Source organism: Ancylomarina sp. YFZ004 (assembly GCF_054254355.1).
Genome location: NZ_JBTCHQ010000001.1, coordinates 603,034 through 620,400, shown reverse-complemented (window position 1 = coordinate 620,400; position 17,367 = coordinate 603,034). Strand labels below are relative to the sequence as shown.

The window sequence follows — 17,367 nt, the reverse complement described above, 5'->3', positions numbered from 1 at the left end:
ATACGAAACGAAGGTAAGCTTTTATTTTAAAAATCAAATGAGATGCTTCTTTTTTCTTATATTTTGAGATTGTAAATTCAGATAAAGCTTATCTTCGAGCTTAGAATTTTACACTTGTGATTTTATCAGCAAAATAGACAAAAGAATGCACACACAAAAGGAGCTGAAAAGCCTGGTTTACAATAAAATATTGAAAGAACTCGATCGAAAGATTGAGGTGATTCGAGAGGCAATAGCTTCTGCAAAGGACTCTAGAAACAACGATACCAAGAGTAGTGCGGGCGATAAGTACGAAACTGGCCGCGAGATGATGCAGATAGAGATTGAAAAGAATGAAGTGCTATTGAACCAGACAGCCAAGCAGCGAAAGGAACTTGCTCGTATTGACGTTTCTGTGGAATTCAATAAGGTGGCTTTTGGCAGTCTAGTTATGACAGATAAAGGCACTTATCTTATATCCATTGGCATCGGTAAAATTCAAATTGATGATCAAACTTGTTATGCCATTTCTCTGGCTTCTCCAATTGGTGGTTTGTTAAAAGATAAAGCTGTTGGTGATGAGGTTCAGTTTCAAGGGAGGACTTTTGTGATAAAGGCAATTGTCTAAATGATTATCTCATACTTTAGTTATTGTTTTAATCAACAAACAAAGGTGTGGTGAATTTTATTTCACAACCTTTTCCTAATTCACTTTCAATCCAGATTTCCCCGCCATTTATTTCGACAAATTCCTGACAAAGTAATAAGCCAAATCCTGTTCCACTTTCGTCAGCAGTTCCTTTTGTGGTATAAGTTTGTGAAATATCAAATACTTTCTTTATTGCTTCAGTTGTCATTCCAACACCATTGTCTGAAACTGTAATTGTTAGATTTTTGTGATTTCTTTCCGAACAAATATCAATTTGCCCGTTTTCTTCAGTAAACTTAATTGAATTTGAAACTAGATTTCTTAAAACTGCCACCAACAGATTCTGATCGGCAAAGAGGATGTTTCCATCCATGGATGGGGCATTAATTTTAATGTTTTTTATATCTGCAGAGAGTTTTAAGTTGTCAATAACTTCCTTACATGTATCTGTAAAGTTTAACTTTTGTGGTTTATAAGAAATTTCACCTGAATTTGCTTTCACCCAGATTAAAATGTTTTCCAATAAATGATAAGTGTTTTGTGAGGCGTCATTAATAATATTTACGTATTCTTCAATTTCATTAATGTTGTATTCTCGAATATTATTAGATAAGAGATTTAAGAAACCAAGTATTGAATTAAAGGGGCTTTTCAAATCGTGGGCAAGAATAGAGAGGAGACGATCTTTGTCTGTATTCATCTTTTTTAACTCTTTAAAAGCTCGATCTAACTTAATCTCGATTTCTTTTTGTTGTGTAATATCTCTACAAATATCTTGTGACCCAATAACAATTCCATCCTTAACAAACTCTGAAGAGTTAACCTGTAGCCATTTAATTTTACCTGTTTTGGTAATAACACGTCCTTCGTACATGGAGTACGATCCTGTATCTTCAAGTTCTTGAAAATGTTCATTTGAACTTTCCTTATCGCCCTGAAAAACAAGTTGGTCAATAGTCATGTTTAATAATTCCTCTCTTGAATATTCGAACAATTCAGTTGCTGCCGGATTAATATCTATAATACGTTTGTCCTTATCAAGCATGGTAACTATATCGATCATGTTTTCAAACAAACCACGATATTTATGTTCATTGTAAATTAAAGCTTGTTCGTTTTTTAATTGTTCAGTTATGTCTTTATAATTACATAGAATCCCATTTATATCAGGATTGTTCATTAGATTAATTGCAGTGATTTGTATGGGTTTATAGCTACAATCCTTACATTTTAAACGTAGTCTGAGTGTTTGGTTTTTACCTTCATCTTTAAGTAGGTTATTGAATGTGTTCCGAGCAAGATTCTGATCATCAGGATGAATGATATTTAAATAATAATCACCAATTAATTCTTCTGGAGACCAACCAAAAAAGTGTTCAATATTTGGACTGTTGTAGGTCATAATCCCTTTGGCATTTTTGATGGCAATAACATCTGAAATGTTTGATATCATTGTGTTATTTCGATCTTGATTTTCTAGTAGATTATTTTTATTGGTGATTTCTTGATTTTTAATTTTCCAAAGGAGATAGGCTATGATACTCGAAATGATACCTATAAGAATAGGAACAGTATAATGAAGAAAAGAAGATAGAGCTTCACGAATAGGTATTTGATGTTGGTAATCCTCAGCTATTACAGCTACTAGACTTAGTAGGAATCCAACTAAAAATCCGAAAGTCAAATAATAATATTTACTGATATCTTTCATAGTGATGCTAATGTAAGAAATTTACATTAAAATCAATACTGTCAAGTTTGTCAAGTTTTGGAGTGTAATTGTTTTTACGAAACTGGTGTCATAAAAAAAGGATCATCAGTTAAAACCGATGATCCTTTTCTATTATTATAATGATTGCTAGTGAATAGCAAAAAAATTATCTCAACTGAGCGTTCAATTGCTTTTCGTAGCTCTTGATTAGCTTCTGCATGATCTTATCAATCTGCTTGTCAGTTAGTGTCTTTTCAGTATCCTGAATGATGAAACTCACAGCGTATGATTTTTTATCAGCAGCCAATTGTTCTCCTTCGTAAATATCGAATAGAGAAACTGATTTTAATAAGTTCTTCTCACAGTTGAAAGCGATTGTTTTGATCTCTGCAAAGCTGACGCTCTTATCAATCAATAAAGCTAAGTCACGCTTAACTGAAGGGTATTTTGCAATTGGTACGTAGTTTACCTTGTTTTTAGATGCTTCGGCCAATAGAGTTTCCCATTTAAAGTCAGCATAGTATACAGGAACATCAATACCAAACTTCTTTAGAAGTTTACCACTAACCATACCCATTTCAACCAATACTTTTTTCTTCACACCGTAAGTTAAACCTTCGGTGAAAATATCGCTTTCTATTTCGTTTATTCTAAGCTTATCAGTGTTGAAACCTAAACGCTTAAGAAGATTCTCTGTATAAGCTTTCATATGGAAGAAAGATGTCGGCTCTTCCTTAAGGTTCCAGTTTGTAGATGCTTTTGCACCACACATAAATAGTGACAAGTGCTGATTCTCGAAGTAGTTATTCACTGGATTCTCATTCTCCTCATTTACAATGTGGTGATATGACTTTCCGAATTCGTAAAACTTAAGATCTGCATTCTTACGGTTAATATTGTATGCGATACACTCTAAACCACCGAATAGTAATGATTGACGCATTGCGTTAAGATCAGAACTTAATGGGTTCTTAATACGAACGGTATGATCTTCTTCGATGCTTTCTAAACCTTCGTAATAACTAGCCTTAGAAAGAGAGTTATTCATGATCTCGTTGAAACCACCATAGCTAAGCATATCCGAAAGCATATTCTTAAGCTTGTGCTCATCTGGTTTTGGAGCATAGCTTAAAGAAGCATTTACTTTATTTGGGACCTCAACATTGTTGAAACCATAAATACGTAAAACTTCTTCAACGATATCAGCCTCACGTGTCACGTCAACACGGTATGGAGGTACCAATAAACTTAGTTGATCACCATCAATCTTATCGACTTTAATCTCTAAAGCTTCAAGAATTTTGATGATTGTTTCTTTACCAATTTTCTTACCAATTAAGGCTTCAATCTTCGAAACATTAGCTTCAACTTTAAAGTCTTCAACTGGATTTGGATAAATATCAATTAGATCTGATGAAATGGTTCCACCAGCAATTTCTTTAATTAAAAGGGCTGCTCTTTTCAAAGCATATACGGTGTTGTTAGGATCAGTACCACGTTCAAAACGGAAAGATGCATCGGTATTTAAACCTTGACGACGAGCCGTTTTACGAACATATACTGAATCGAAATAAGCTGCTTCAAGGAAAATGTCAGTTGTTTCATTGCTTACTCCTGACTCAATACCACCAAATACACCTGCGATACACATTGGCTCTTCAGCATTGCAAATCATCAAGTCATTCTCGTGCAACTCACGCTCTACTTCATCAAGTGTTGTAAACTTGGTTTCAGCAGCTAATGTTTTCACGATAACTTTACCACCTTTTACATTTGCGTAATCGAATGCGTGTAATGGTTGAGCTGTTTCGAATAATACGTAGTTGGTAATATCAACAATATTATTGATTGGTCTAACACCAATTGCTTTCAAACGATTTTGTAACCACTCTGGTGATTCAGCCACCTTAATACCGCTAATGCAAACACCTGAGTAACGAGGACAAGCCTTTTCGTTCTCAACAATAACTTCGATAGCTGTGTTTGTATTTTCTACTTTAAAATCCTCAACCGATGGAATTTTATAGTCGATATCTTTTTGTTGCTTCAGGTAAGCTGCCAAGTCGCGAGCTACACCAATATGCCCAGCACCGTCAATACGGTTAGGTGTCAAATCAATTTCAATGCAAGTGTCGTCCTCAATATTGAAATATTCTTTGGCAGGCATTCCCACGCTAGCATCTTCTGGCAATACCATAATACCATCGTGTCCTTGACCTAAGCCAATTTCATCTTCAGCACAAACCATTCCTAGAGATACTTCACCTCTAATCTTTGATTTCTTGATCACAAAACTCTCATCGCCATCGTAAAGAACAGTTCCTACTGTGGCAACAACCACTTTTTGTCCGGCAGCAATATTTGCAGCTCCACACACAATTGGAAGTAACTCTTCAGAGTTAACATCAATAGTCGTTATATGCAAGTGATCAGAATTTGGATGTGGAATACAAGTTTTCACTTCTCCAATTACTAGACCTTCAAGGCCGCCTTTAATTGACTGGATATTTTCAATACCACCAACTTCAAGACCAATTTGAGTTAAAATGTCATCCATTTCAGCAAGCGTCAAATCTACATCTATGTAGTCCTTCAGCCATTTGTACGATATCTTCATTATATGAGGGTTTTATACTGATAATTTCATTGATTGGGAAAATGTTGATAAGCTAGGCTAGTCGCAAATAAGTGAAATAGCCTTAGTAATCATCTATTTTCAAGCTTACAAAAGTAGGAATTTTAAGGCAAACAACAAGCAGAATTTTTAATATGCATTTCTTCTATCTTCAAGCATAAATCGATATCTTTGTCTGTCTTATCAAATTGAACACAATGACGCAAACAAATAATAAACCTTTAATTCTTGTAACCAACGACGATGGCGTAAATGCTAAAGGTATTGCTGCTCTTTATGAGATGGTTAAAGATTTTGGGGAAATATATATGATCGCACCCAATAGAGCGAACTCAGGAAAATCAAATTCAATAACAGTTGAAGTGCCAATTCGTATCAAAAAGATTAGGGATGAGGAGAACCTAAAGGTGTTTTCTTGTAAGGGAACGCCTGTTGATTGTGTGAAGTTGGCTTTAAACAAGATCGTTCCTCGTCAACCAGATTTCGTTGTTTCAGGTATTAATCATGGAGCGAACACATCGGTAAGTGTATTGTATTCGGGAACAATGGGAGCAGCCATTGAGGGCTGTTTGGCAGGAATTCCATCAGTAGGCTTTTCTTTAGATAGTTTTGAATCTAAGGCCGATTTTTCTCAAAGTATTAAATTTGGGCGTAAGATTTTTGAGAATGTGGTTAAGAATGGTTTACCACGAAGTATTTGTTTAAATGTAAATTTCCCTGTTGGAGATATCAAAGGTGTACGTGTTTGTCGTCAGGCTGATGGTATGTGGAAAGAGGAATTCGATCATCGTAAAGATCCATTTGGTGGCGATTACTATTGGTTAACTGGGCAATTTAAAAATGCTGAGCCTCACGCTGATGATACAGATGAATCTGCTATTAAAGATGGATACGCTTCAGTTGTGCCAACGAAAGTAGATATGACAGCTCATGATGTATTAGAAAACCTAAAAACTTGGGATTATGAAGTCCTTGATTAACAACTCCTATGTAGGAACCATTCTGGGATTAATAGTTCCAATCTTATCAATATTTATAGCTTATGCGATAAATTTTCGTGATGAGATGACCGTTTCTCAATTTATCGATAGCGTTTTGGTTCTTAAAATTTATGCCAAGATGATGGCCGTTGCTGTGTACTTTGGTAATGTGGTTTGCTTTTTTCTTTTCATTAAATTGGATTGGTTGAAAGCCGCTCGCGGAGTCCTTCTAGCAACAATCGTTTATTCATTTATTGTCTTTCTCTTTCGAGTTGGATTATAATGATGTGTTAATGAGATAATGTGGTGAGGTGATGATTCGGTTATAGCGATAGTTTTTTTCACTTTAACCTTTATCCCTTTAATCTTTATACTTTTTTCCCTTTATCCTTGTTCTTAAAAACTATGAAATATTACATCATAACAGGTGAAGCCTCTGGTGATCTTCACGCCTCAAACCTAATGAAAGAGCTTAAGAACGAAGATGCTCAAGCTCAGTTCCGTTTTTGGGGTGGTGACCTAATGCAAGCTCAAGGTGGAGAAATGGTGAAACATTACCGTGAAACGGCTTTTATGGGCTTTGTAACGGTATTGAAAAACCTAAAAACCATTCGTGCTAACTTCACGCTTTGTGAAACAGATCTTTTAGCCTTCGCTCCCGATGTATTAATTTTGGTTGATTATCCTGGCTTTAATCTACGAATGGCTGCTTTTGCAAAAAAACATGGTATTCGAGTCCATTATTATATTTCTCCAAAGATTTGGGCTTGGAAAGAGTCGCGTGTCAAGAAAATTAAAGCTCATGTCGATCGAATGTTTACCATATTCCCTTTCGAAACGGAATTCTACAAAAAGCACAACTACGAGGTGAGTTTTGGAGGTAATCCATTATTGGATGCTATAGAGAATCGTGAAAATAAGGAGGAAAGCTTTGATCAATTTATTGAGCGAAATCAATTACCTCAAAAACCCATTATTGCTCTATTAGCAGGAAGTAGAAAACAGGAAATTGAACGTATTCTTCCTGTCATGCTCCAGGTTGCTGATCGTTTCCCTGATTATCAGTTTGTGGTAGCTGCTGCACCTTCTATTACAAAGGAGTTTTATGCATCCGTTTCAAAAGGAAGTAAGCTGAGCTTTGTGTATAGTCAGACATACGATTTGTTGCAACAATCTAAAGCGGCTTTGGTTGCTTCAGGAACGGCAACGCTCGAAACGGCTTTATTGCGTATTCCTCAAGTGGTGTGTTATAAAATGAGTGGGGGAAGTTTAGCCTACCGTTTAGGTAAGATTCTTTTGAATATCAAGTATATCTCTCTAGTGAACTTGGTTGTCGATAAGTTTGTGGTAAAAGAGTTGATTCAGCAATATTGTAATCCTCAAAGTATTAGTGAAGAACTCGATTTAATTCTAAATGATGAGGCCTATCGTTCTCAGATGTTAGCAAATTATGAAGATTTGAGTCAGCATCTGGGTGGAGCAGGAGCTTCCGCTCGTTTTGCTGAGATGATTTATCATGATCTATTGGATAGGCATAAATCTTAATTCGAGTTGTTTACCGGTATTAACTTTGCCGTTGGACTTTGATTATTGATTTGAATACGTTTTATTATAATTTCAGGGTTTCCCTTGTAATATATATTACCAAAGCTGTAGATATTAGCCGTAATTTTTTGTTCTGCATAAATATGAGCCTCGCCTATACCATTTTGAGCAATATTGATGTATTGGTTTTTAAAATCTATAGCTTCGATATTTGTTGTTCCATTTAAGACATATGAAGCATCTGGACACTCACCTTTAAATTGGTATCGTCCACTAACAGGCCCTTTTACATGAAAAGATAGTTTTTGGCAATTTAGGTTTAGATTCATTTCTACAAGCTCTGCATCTTCTAAAACCAGAATGTTTAAATTATTCGTAAGACTAGTTTTACTTATAATATTAGAAGGTGAGCTAACGTTAATAGAGTTGATCTTTTTTAAGTGCACTTCAAGTTTTATTGGCGTATAGTTTTTAACTAAATTTGTATACTGATGTTTAAAAAAAGACGTGTCTCCTTTTGAGTGTATCTCTAATTTATTGAGTTGTTTTTCGCTACCAGTGGCTATGATGTACTCTTCAGTATCTTGTACGAGTTCAATATGAAATACACTCTCAATATGTATTTTATTTACGTTTGTTATTTCTATAGTTTTATTTATCCGGTCATCTTCACCTTCCCAAAAGATAAATTCAGAACATGAGTTAAATAAAAATGAAATGATTGCAAGTGTGAAGTAGAATGTATGGGTTTTCATTTCTAAAATTTATTTTATTTTGTTTGAAGGAATCGGTTTGTTGTTTTTCTTCGTAAATCGATATCCAATTCCCCATTCCAAATTCTCGGCTTTCCCTCCATGCGCTTTCAAATTGAAATTAGAAAAGAAATGTTGTCCAATATTATACCTTAAACCTACTCGACTGTATACGGCGGCTTCTGGTTTTGTTTTGTATAAAGTGTAAGCTCCTAATTGTATTATAAAGTTGAAATTACTAATAATTAAATGATGTGAGATGTGAATTCCCTGACTAATTTGATCCTCAAATTTAGTTTTGGGTTCATAATTCCAATTTCCTCTATTGGTTGCTTTGTTATAAAAGAGATCAATACCGAAACCAAGTCTTTGTTTGGCATTAATCCCTATGGCATAGTTTGCACAGATGTTTGAAATGTAATACCTGTGTAAATCATTCTCTTTAGCTTGCTTTCTACCATGATTCCATGCTATGGAGTATTCATTCTCCAGCTTCGTATATTTTTTAATCTTGTTGTATGTAATTTCTGGCCTATTATTGAGAGCATATTTAATACCTATATTGCCTGTTAGGATATTCATGCCCGAGTTGGGTTGCTTTGAAGAACCATTTGAAATATGTTTTACGCCCAAACCACCCATTAGTTGCCATTGTGGGCTAATTGCAATTTCAGTATTTAATGCTAGAGTGAAAAAAGCGTTAACTTTTGAACTAATAATGATGTTTTTAAAGTTTTTCGTGGGATGGAAATACTTATTATTATATGCTAGTCCAAGTCCAAATTGGTTGATAAAATGAACTTGACCTATTCTCAAGATATGAAAATTAATATAAGGGAATAAGGATGTTACATCACCCCATACGTCATCGTTTCCTAAATTTCCGTGATAAAAACCTAATCCTATTTCAGGCTGATTATAAAGAGCTGCCCATTTACGTTCGCGTGATGGAATAAAACCAAAATTTAGTTCCAGAGCATTTACGGCATCTTCTCGAATGTATGTCATCGATTTGTGATGTGGTAAAACGACACCCTTGTGATATTTTATAGTTGTTATATAATTATCTTCTTGTGCATAGCTTGATCCTATCATAAAAATAAATGGTATAATAAAAGAAAGCAGCCCTTTTGAAATCATGTCGTGAATTTATGTAAATAAATATAATTAGACAATAGAATATTTATTCTATAAAATTGTTTTTGTTTGATAGCTGATCTACAAGCTAGATTACATGAGAGGCGAGATTATTAGTGAACAAGAGTTAATTCATAATGTAAAATCTCAGAATTATTTTGCAAATTTGTAACGCACTCCAAAACTTTATTCATACATGCTTACATTATTATTGAAAGAATTCCGATCATTCTTTAATTCCATAAGTGGTTATTTAATCATCAGTATATTTTTACTGGCAACAGGTTTGTTTATTTGGGTATTCCCTGGAAATTCAAACGTTTTGGATAGTGCCTATGCTAATTTGGACACACTCTTCGAAATAGCACCATGGATTTATCTTTTTTTGATTCCAGCCTTGTGTATGCGTTTGTTTACTGATGAGAAAAAATCGGGTACTATTGAACTATTATTGACACGTCCCATAAGTGACTTTAATATTGTTCTTTCTAAGTTTCTTGCTGCACTCTTATTGGTCATGTTTTCCTTACTTTTTTGTCTCATTTATTATTTATCAGTTTATTATTTAGGAAATCCTGTTGGTAGTATAGATGTAGGAGCTTTTTGGGGCTCATTCATTGGCTTATTATTTTTAGCAATTGCTTACGTTTCAATATCCGTTTTTGCGGGTTCATTGACTGATAATCAAATTATAGCCTTTTTGTTATCCTTGGTTCTTTGTTTTAGCTTTTATATTGGTTTCGATTATTTATCAGACTTGCTTATTTTTCAGAGCTTTCAGACAGAGATCATTAATTTGGGTATAAGTGAACACTATAGTTCTTTATCTCGTGGTGTTATAGATTCTAGAGATGTGACTTATTTTATAGGCTTGTCACTGGTGTTTTTGTTTGCGACACGAACAGTATTGCAAAGTAGAAAATGGTAAGGGTGCAAGGTTAATCCCGATTCTCGTGACCAGCAATCCCGAAATTTCGGGAAGGGGGGAAAGTTAAAAATATAGGCAGATAATATTATTACAATATGCAAATCACCAATAAAAAGAAGAATTTAGTTCAATTATTACTTTCAGTACTTCTTGTTCTGTTTGTTTATCAGTTATTGCAAGTCTTTCATTTCCGTGTCGATCTGACTTCTGAGAAGCGATTTACTTTGTCTGATAATACCAAGCAACTTCTCTCTGAGCTCGAAAAGCCAGTATATTTTGAAATTTATCTGGACGGAGATTTACCACATGGTTTCAATAAACTGAAGAATGCAACGGTAGATTTGATTGAGGAATTTGAATCTTATGCCAATGTTGAAATCGCCTACAGCTTTGTAGATCTCAATTCAGTAATTAACCCAAAGCAGAAGAATGAAAGTCTGATGAAGTTATCAGAACGAGGCTTGAAACCAACGAGTATACAGGAAACAAGCCGTGATGGTAGCGTGAAACAAAAGCTTATTGTGCCAGGTCTTTTTGTGCACGATGGAAAGAAAGAAACGCCTGTAAATCTATTGAAATCTGTGACCGGTTTGTCTGCCGATCAGAATTTAAATCATTCTATTGAAAGTATCGAGTACGAGCTTTCAATGGCCATTCGCTTGCTTAATCAAACAAAGGTGAAAGAGGTCGCTTTTTTTACTGGACAAGGCGAATTAGGTGAATATGAGGTTGCTGACTTTACAGCTTCACTTTTGCAACGCTATAAGGTGAGTCGTGCAACAGCTTATGAACTATCTAAAGACTATAAACGTTTTGACTGTCTGATTGTTGCTCAGCCTCGAAATGAGTTCAGTAAAAAAGCAAAATACGCTCTTGATCAGTATATCATGAATGGAGGGAGAGTGATGTGGCTAATTGATGAGGTTGCCGCTTCGATGGATAGTATCTCTGCGAAAGGGATGTCTATGGCTTTTTATAAGCCATTGAATTTAGAAGATCAGTTATTCAAATATGGCGTTCGAATCAATCCTGATTTGGTTATGGACGTGCAAAGCCAGTTAATTCCAGTACAATCTAGTACTGCAGGTCAGAATGGTAAATATGTGCCGGCTCCTTGGTATTACTCGCCACTTTTGGCACCGCCTTCCAATCATCCTATCACTCGAAAATTGAATATGGTTCGTGTTGAGTTTGCTAATTCGATTGATAAGGTTGGTAAGGATCCTAATTTAAAGCACACCATTTTACTTGCGAGTTCCGGTCGAACTCGACTAGAAAAAGTCCCAACACCAATTCGACTTGATATTGTAGGACAGAAAATGAGTGCAAAGGATTTTCCGGATGGTTCAAAGGTGATGTCTGTTTTGATTGAAGGTCAATTCCAATCCATATTTAAAAATAGAATTTGGGAGGGTATTGATAAATCAACTTACAAATCAGAAAGTGAGCCTGGGAAAATGATCGTCATATCCGATGGAGATATTATTAAAAATAGAGTAAGAGGTGTTGGATCTAATATTCAAATGGAGGCTTTAGGTTACGATCGTTATTCTCGAAAGACCTACGGAAACCGCAACTTCTTGCTTAACTGTGTGGATTATTTATGTGATGATGAGGGGTGGATGAACCTGAGATCTAGAGAAGTAAAACTTCGATTGTTGGATAAAACGAAAATCAGAGAACACCGCCTTTTTTATCAGATTATCAATTTAGGCTTACCTATTGTCCTGCTTCTATTTTTCGCCCTTGTATGGCATTTTATCCGCAAAAGGAGATATGCTAATTAATTCTATGATTTTGATTTTCTGATTTCATAAATATGTCTTTAAACTCTTGCGAAAAAATCAGATTCAAATAAATAAAATTCGTATATTCACCACTTGATATTTTTAACATCTAAAAGAAATTTATGGGTGTTGAGAAATGAAAATGAAAAAATAACAATTATATATATTGATTGATGAAAAAGGCTTGATTAGCAGTAAGTTTGATCAAGAGAGTTTTTGTTTGTCATGTAAAAAACAAATTATAAACATATGAAATTTGTAGTATCAAGTACTGAGATTTTAGGACACATTCAAGCTATTAGCCGTGTTATCAGTAATAAAAACACGCTTCCGATTCTAGATAACTTTCTATTTGAACTGAAGAATGGTGAGCTTATAGCTACTGCTTCTGATTTGGAAACGACTTTAATTACGACAATTCCATTAGATGCTTCTGAAGGAGAGGGTGTAATTGCTCTTCCAGCAAAAATTTTAACTGATACTTTAAAAGAATTTCCTGAGCAGCCATTAACTTTTGAAGTTGATGCTCAGACTTTAGCTGTGAAGTTGAGTACTGAGAATGGTAAGTTTAGTATTCCTGGACAAAACGGTGACGATTATCCTAAGAATCCAGAAAAAGATCAAGATAGTATCGTGAATATCACTGTTGCTAGTGAAGTATTATTAAAGGGTGTGAACAAGACTTTGTTTGCAACTGCTGATGATGAACTTCGTCCGGTAATGAATGGTATTTTTATCGAATTAAATAACAACGACCTTACTTTTGTTGCTTCTGATGCGCATAAATTGGTTCGTTATAAGCGTCTTGATGGTCGTTCTGAAGTTGAATCTTCATTTATTCTTCCAAAGAAGCCTGCATCATTATTACGTAATATCCTTCCAAAAGAGCAGAATCCTGTATTGGTTGAGTTTGATGATAAAAATGCTTTCTTCACACTATCTAACTACAAATTAATTTGTCGTTTAGTTGAAGGGAAATACCCAAGTTACGGATCAGTTATTCCTACGAATAACCCATTCAAATTGACGATTGATCGTGTTGAGCTTTATAATACACTTAAGCGTGTTTCTGTATTCTCAAACCCTGCAAGTAACCTTATTAAGTTTGAATTGAATCAAAACGAATTGGTTGTTTCTGCTCAGGATATCGATTTCTCAATTTCAGCTCGTGAAAAACTGATGTGTCAGTACGAAGGTGAAGCTTTGGAGATTGGATTTAAATCTGTATTCCTTTTGGAAATTCTACAGAATATTTCTTCTGCAAATGTTGTGGTTGCACTTTCTGACCCAACTCGCGCAGGTTTATTCTTACCATACGATAACGAAAACGCTGACGAAGACGTGTTGATGTTGTTAATGCCAATGATGATTAACGTTTAATTTAAACGATAATATAATGCCTATAAAAAACCTGATGAGAGTATACTTTCATTAGGTTTTTTCTGTTTAAGATAAGATCTTTAGGCTTTTTTTTGCTTAAAGAATAATATAAACTTCTTCAAAAGAACGAGTCAATATGAATTTGAATTTGAAAAACCCGATTGCATTCTTCGATTTAGAAACAACTGGGCTCAATGTATCGAAAGATCGCATTGTTGAAATCGCTATTGTAAAGGTTAGTCCTAATGGTAACGAGGAAACTAAAACTTTCCGCGTAAACCCAACTATTCCAATTCCTGCAGAATCAAGTGCAATACACGGTATTTTTGATGAGGATGTAAAGGATGAACCAACTTTTAAGGAGGTTGGTAAAATAATAGCGAAATATATTGAGGGCTGTGATTTAGCAGGGTACAATTCAAATCGATTTGATATTCCTCTATTAGCAGAAGAATTCTTACGTGCTGATATCGATACTGATATGAGAAAACGTAAGCTTGTGGACGTGCAAACTATTTTCCACAAAATGGAGCAGCGAACTTTGACTGCAGCTTATAAATTCTATTGCGGTAAAGATTTGGAAGGTGCTCATGGTGCTGAAGCTGATACGATTGCAACCTATGAAGTGTTGAAATCTCAATTGGACAAATATGAAAATCTGGAGAACGATATTGATTATCTTTCTAAGTTTTCTACTCAGAATAAGAATGTTGATTTTGCAGGCATGATTATTTATGATAAAAAGGGTGTTGAAACTTTCAACTTTGGTAAGAATAAAGGGAAGGCTGTTGAAGATGTATTGAAGGAGCAACCTGGGTATTATGGCTGGATAATAAACAATGATTTCCCTCTTTATACCAAGAAAGTTCTGACTGAGATTAAACTAAGAAATTTTAATATGTAAGTCGTTTGTTTGCTAACGAATTAATACGATAAGAGATGAAACGTCCATGATTAAATCATTATTAACTTACGTAGGCAGATGCTTATTTAATCTATGGAAAGTTCCATGTGGCAACGGCTTTTAGCCTTCTTGAGCTTTTGCGAATCAATAAAAATCAAATTATAAAACATGAAAATATTAGCTATAGGAAGAAACTATGTGGATCATGCTAAAGAATTGAACAACCCTGTGCCTAAAGAGCCAGTTGTTTTCTCAATGCCTGATTCTGCACTTTTAAAAAGCAATAACGATTTTTATTACCCTGATTTCTCGAATGATATTCATCACGAAGTAGAAGTTGTGGTTAAGATTAATAGAGTAGGGAAGAATATTCCTATTGAGTTTGCTCATCGTTACTATGAAGAATTGGGCTTAGGTATTGATTTTACTGCTCGTGACATTCAAGCTGAGTGCAAGAAGAAAGGTTTACCATGGGAAAAAGCTAAGGCTTTTGATGGTGCAGCTCCAATTTCTAAGTTTATTCCAAAGTCACAGTTTAAAGATGTGAATGCTTTAAATTTTAGTTTAAATATTAATGGCGAAAGAGTCCAGGTGGGTAATACCTCTGACTTGATTTTCTCTATTGATTTCTTGATTAGTTATTTATCGAAATACTTTACCCTAAAAATAGGTGATTTAATCTATACGGGAACGCCAGCAGGTGTCGGTCCAGTTAAGATTGGTGATCATTTAGAAGGCGAATTAGAAGGTGAGAAACTTCTTGACTTTCATGTTCGATAGATTTTATACAATGACATTTTAAACAGATTTCATCTTTAATCGATGTTTTCAGGCTTAAATAATGGTATTTAACCTTAATAGTGGCTTTAGATCATTTCTAAAGCCACTGTTTTTGTGAAGGCCTGATTCGATTAGGTTTTTAATCCCTATAGGTAAGGTTTGGCTTTCTGAACAAGCGTTTATGCCTTTGCATTTTCAGTGAAAAGCTTTCAAGTACAGCAAACATGTGTATCTTTGTAATGATTTACAACTAAAAAAGTTATATGAATTATCAACATTGGGGCAAACATCTTCGCCAAAGATTTGAAAAATTTGGTGACAAGACTGCCATGTGTTACAAGAATGAAACGAGTGGGGAATGGGTTGATGTAAGTTGGTGTGATTTTGGTATTCAAACCAGACAAGCATCTAAAGCTCTTTTGAAATTAGGAGTTGGCATTCAGGAGAGTGTTGCTATATTTTCTCAAAACATGCCTGAGTGGATTGTTGCTGACCTTGCAATAATGAGTGTGCGCGGTGTAACCGTTCCTATATATGCTACTAATTCTACTACAGAAGCAAAATATATTCTTAAAGATTCTGCTGTCCAAATCATTTTTGTGGGCGAGCAAGAGCAGTACGATAGAACCATGGAACTCATCGGAGATTGCTCCGATATTAAAAAGGTTATTGTTTTTGATAAATCGGTTAATATTACCAATCATCAAGATTCAATGTATTGGGATGCGTTTATTGAGCTAGGAAAAGCTTCACGTCTTGGGAAGGAATTCGATGCACGATTTGAAACGGCACATATCGACGACTTAGCAACTTTGATCTATACCTCTGGTACGACTGGTGAGCCTAAAGGTGTGATGATTGATCACAATAATATTACAGCTGTTCTTCGTTCTCACGATATTGAACTGAATTTGACTGAGGATGAGGTTTCACTAAGCTTTTTACCCTTGAGTCATGTTTACGAGCGTGGCTGGACTTTCTTCTGTCTACACAGAGGCTTCAAGATTTATTTCAATCGCGATCCAAAACAGATTGGTGCGACCATGAAAGAAGCCAAACCGACCATTATGTGTACGGTGCCTCGTATTTATGAGAAAATATATTCAGCTATTCAGGATAAAAGTAAGGATGCTTCTGGTATTAAACTTAAGATGCTGAACTGGTCTTTGAAGATTGGTGAGTTAAGAAATAATCAATACAAGCGTTTCGAGAAGAAAGTGCCTTTTGGCTTGAAGCTGAAATTCAAGCTTGCTGATAAACTCGTCTTGAGTAAATTTCGTGATATTTTTGGGGGACGTATCAATTTTACACCTTGTGGTGGTGGTCCCTTATCAGCCGAAATATTAGCTTTTTTCCATTCGGTAGGTATGAATGTGAAAATGGGTTATGGTCTTACCGAAACGATGGCAACTGTATGTCTTTATGGCGATACACACATCGATTTTAATACGACAGGTAAAACATTGAATGGCGTTGAGATTAAGATTGGCGATAACGATGAGATTCTTGTTAAGGGGCCAGGTGTGATGCGAGGTTATTATAAAAAGCCCGAGGAAACTGCTAAAGTGATGAAAGATGGCTGGTTTTATACGGGTGATGCAGGTCGAATCGATGAGAACGGAAATTTAAAAATAACCGATAGAATTAAAGACTTGATGAAAACTTCGGGAGGTAAATATATTGCTCCTCAGAAGTTGGAAACAACTTTAATAAACGATCAATTTATCGACCAGGTTGCCGTAATTGGCGATTGTCAGAAATATGTAACGGCTCTGGCTGTTCCAGCCTTTGAACCTCTTTGTCAGTATGCAAAGAAGCATAATATCTCCTTTGATTCTATTGAAGATTTAATTTCTAATTCACAAATTGTAGAATTTTTCGAGAAGCGATTTGAAGATATGCAAAAGGAGTTTTCACGATTTGAGAAGATTAAGAAATTCACCTTACTACCTAAGGAATTCTCTATGGAAGCAGGTGAAATTACATCAACGCTAAAACTAAAAAGAAAAGTGATTCAGGAAAAGTACAAACACCTTATCGAAAAAATGTATAAGGATTAGTAATAAAACTGATACGATAATATATAAAGCCGATGGAATTAATTTTCTATCGGCTTTGTTTTTCTTGTTTGTTTTTTAGTCAAGAGAAGCCAATCATAGTTGTATAAAATTGATTTCAGATCTATTTTACAAGGTCCGCT

At 35.0% G+C, this 17,367-nt stretch carries 14 protein-coding genes; 10 read left to right on the top strand and 4 right to left on the bottom strand.

Annotated features, from left to right (window positions below; all coding sequences use genetic code 11):
• Positions 1-145 precede the first annotated feature (145 nt).
• Entirely contained in the window at positions 146-607 is a 462-nt protein-coding gene (locus ACXR6G_RS02470; RefSeq protein ID WP_458359817.1) for a hypothetical protein, read from the top strand.
• 28 nt (positions 608-635) lie between these two features.
• Here the strand turns inward: ACXR6G_RS02470 and ACXR6G_RS02465 are convergent, their stop codons facing one another.
• A complete protein-coding gene (locus ACXR6G_RS02465; protein ID WP_458359816.1) occupies positions 636-2,339 on the bottom strand; it encodes a PAS domain S-box protein in 1,704 nt (567 codons plus the stop codon).
• 166 nt (positions 2,340-2,505) lie between these two features.
• Positions 2,506-4,956 carry a phenylalanine--tRNA ligase subunit beta gene (gene pheT / locus ACXR6G_RS02460; protein WP_458359815.1) on the bottom strand — a complete coding sequence of 817 codons (2,451 nt, stop codon included), beginning with the start codon at positions 4,954-4,956 and terminating at the stop codon, positions 2,506-2,508.
• 215 nt (positions 4,957-5,171) lie between these two features.
• Between pheT and surE the strand changes: the two genes are divergently transcribed.
• The 3 genes from surE to lpxB all read left to right on the top strand — a co-directional run bounded on the left by surE (position 5,172) and on the right by lpxB (position 7,499).
• Positions 5,172-5,954 (top strand): 5'/3'-nucleotidase SurE, encoded by a 783-nt coding sequence (gene surE, locus ACXR6G_RS02455; RefSeq protein ID WP_458359814.1) that lies wholly within the window; start codon positions 5,172-5,174, stop codon positions 5,952-5,954.
• The gene (locus tag ACXR6G_RS02450) at positions 5,938-6,237 is read left to right on the top strand and encodes a hypothetical protein (RefSeq protein ID WP_458359813.1); all 300 of its coding nucleotides are present in this window, start codon (positions 5,938-5,940) and stop codon (positions 6,235-6,237) included. The genes surE and ACXR6G_RS02450 overlap by 17 nt, the downstream gene beginning before the upstream one ends.
• A gap of 122 nt (positions 6,238-6,359) precedes the next feature.
• The gene (gene lpxB, locus ACXR6G_RS02445; protein WP_458359812.1) at positions 6,360-7,499 is read left to right on the top strand and encodes a lipid-A-disaccharide synthase; all 1,140 of its coding nucleotides are present in this window, start codon (positions 6,360-6,362) and stop codon (positions 7,497-7,499) included.
• On the opposite strand, the gene ACXR6G_RS02440 is transcribed toward lpxB, so the two are convergent.
• Both ACXR6G_RS02440 and ACXR6G_RS02435 read right to left on the bottom strand, forming a co-directional pair.
• Entirely contained in the window at positions 7,496-8,254 is a 759-nt protein-coding gene (locus ACXR6G_RS02440) for a GIN domain-containing protein (protein WP_458359811.1), read from the bottom strand. The genes lpxB and ACXR6G_RS02440 overlap by 4 nt on opposite strands.
• Before the next feature lie 9 nt (positions 8,255-8,263).
• Entirely contained in the window at positions 8,264-9,391 is a 1,128-nt protein-coding gene (locus tag ACXR6G_RS02435) for an acyloxyacyl hydrolase (protein WP_458359810.1), read from the bottom strand.
• Positions 9,392-9,584: 193 nt separating this feature from the next.
• Here ACXR6G_RS02435 and gldF point away from each other — a divergent pair, with 193 nt between their 5' ends.
• From gldF to ACXR6G_RS02405, 6 genes are all read left to right on the top strand, one after another.
• Entirely contained in the window at positions 9,585-10,316 is a 732-nt protein-coding gene (gene gldF / locus ACXR6G_RS02430) for a gliding motility-associated ABC transporter permease subunit GldF (RefSeq protein WP_458359809.1), read from the top strand.
• Between the two features lie 95 nt (positions 10,317-10,411).
• Entirely contained in the window at positions 10,412-12,103 is a 1,692-nt protein-coding gene (gene gldG / locus ACXR6G_RS02425; protein WP_458359808.1) for a gliding motility-associated ABC transporter substrate-binding protein GldG, read from the top strand.
• 249 nt (positions 12,104-12,352) lie between these two features.
• Entirely contained in the window at positions 12,353-13,483 is a 1,131-nt protein-coding gene (gene dnaN, locus ACXR6G_RS02420; protein WP_458359807.1) for a DNA polymerase III subunit beta, read from the top strand.
• Between the two features lie 136 nt (positions 13,484-13,619).
• Entirely contained in the window at positions 13,620-14,387 is a 768-nt protein-coding gene (locus ACXR6G_RS02415) for an exonuclease domain-containing protein (protein WP_458359806.1), read from the top strand.
• A 168-nt stretch (positions 14,388-14,555) separates the two neighbouring features.
• Positions 14,556-15,167 (top strand): fumarylacetoacetate hydrolase family protein, encoded by a 612-nt coding sequence (locus ACXR6G_RS02410; RefSeq protein WP_458359805.1) that lies wholly within the window; start codon positions 14,556-14,558, stop codon positions 15,165-15,167.
• A gap of 263 nt (positions 15,168-15,430) precedes the next feature.
• Entirely contained in the window at positions 15,431-17,227 is a 1,797-nt protein-coding gene (locus ACXR6G_RS02405; protein WP_458359804.1) for an AMP-dependent synthetase/ligase, read from the top strand.
• The last annotated feature ends 140 nt before the right edge of the window (positions 17,228-17,367 follow it).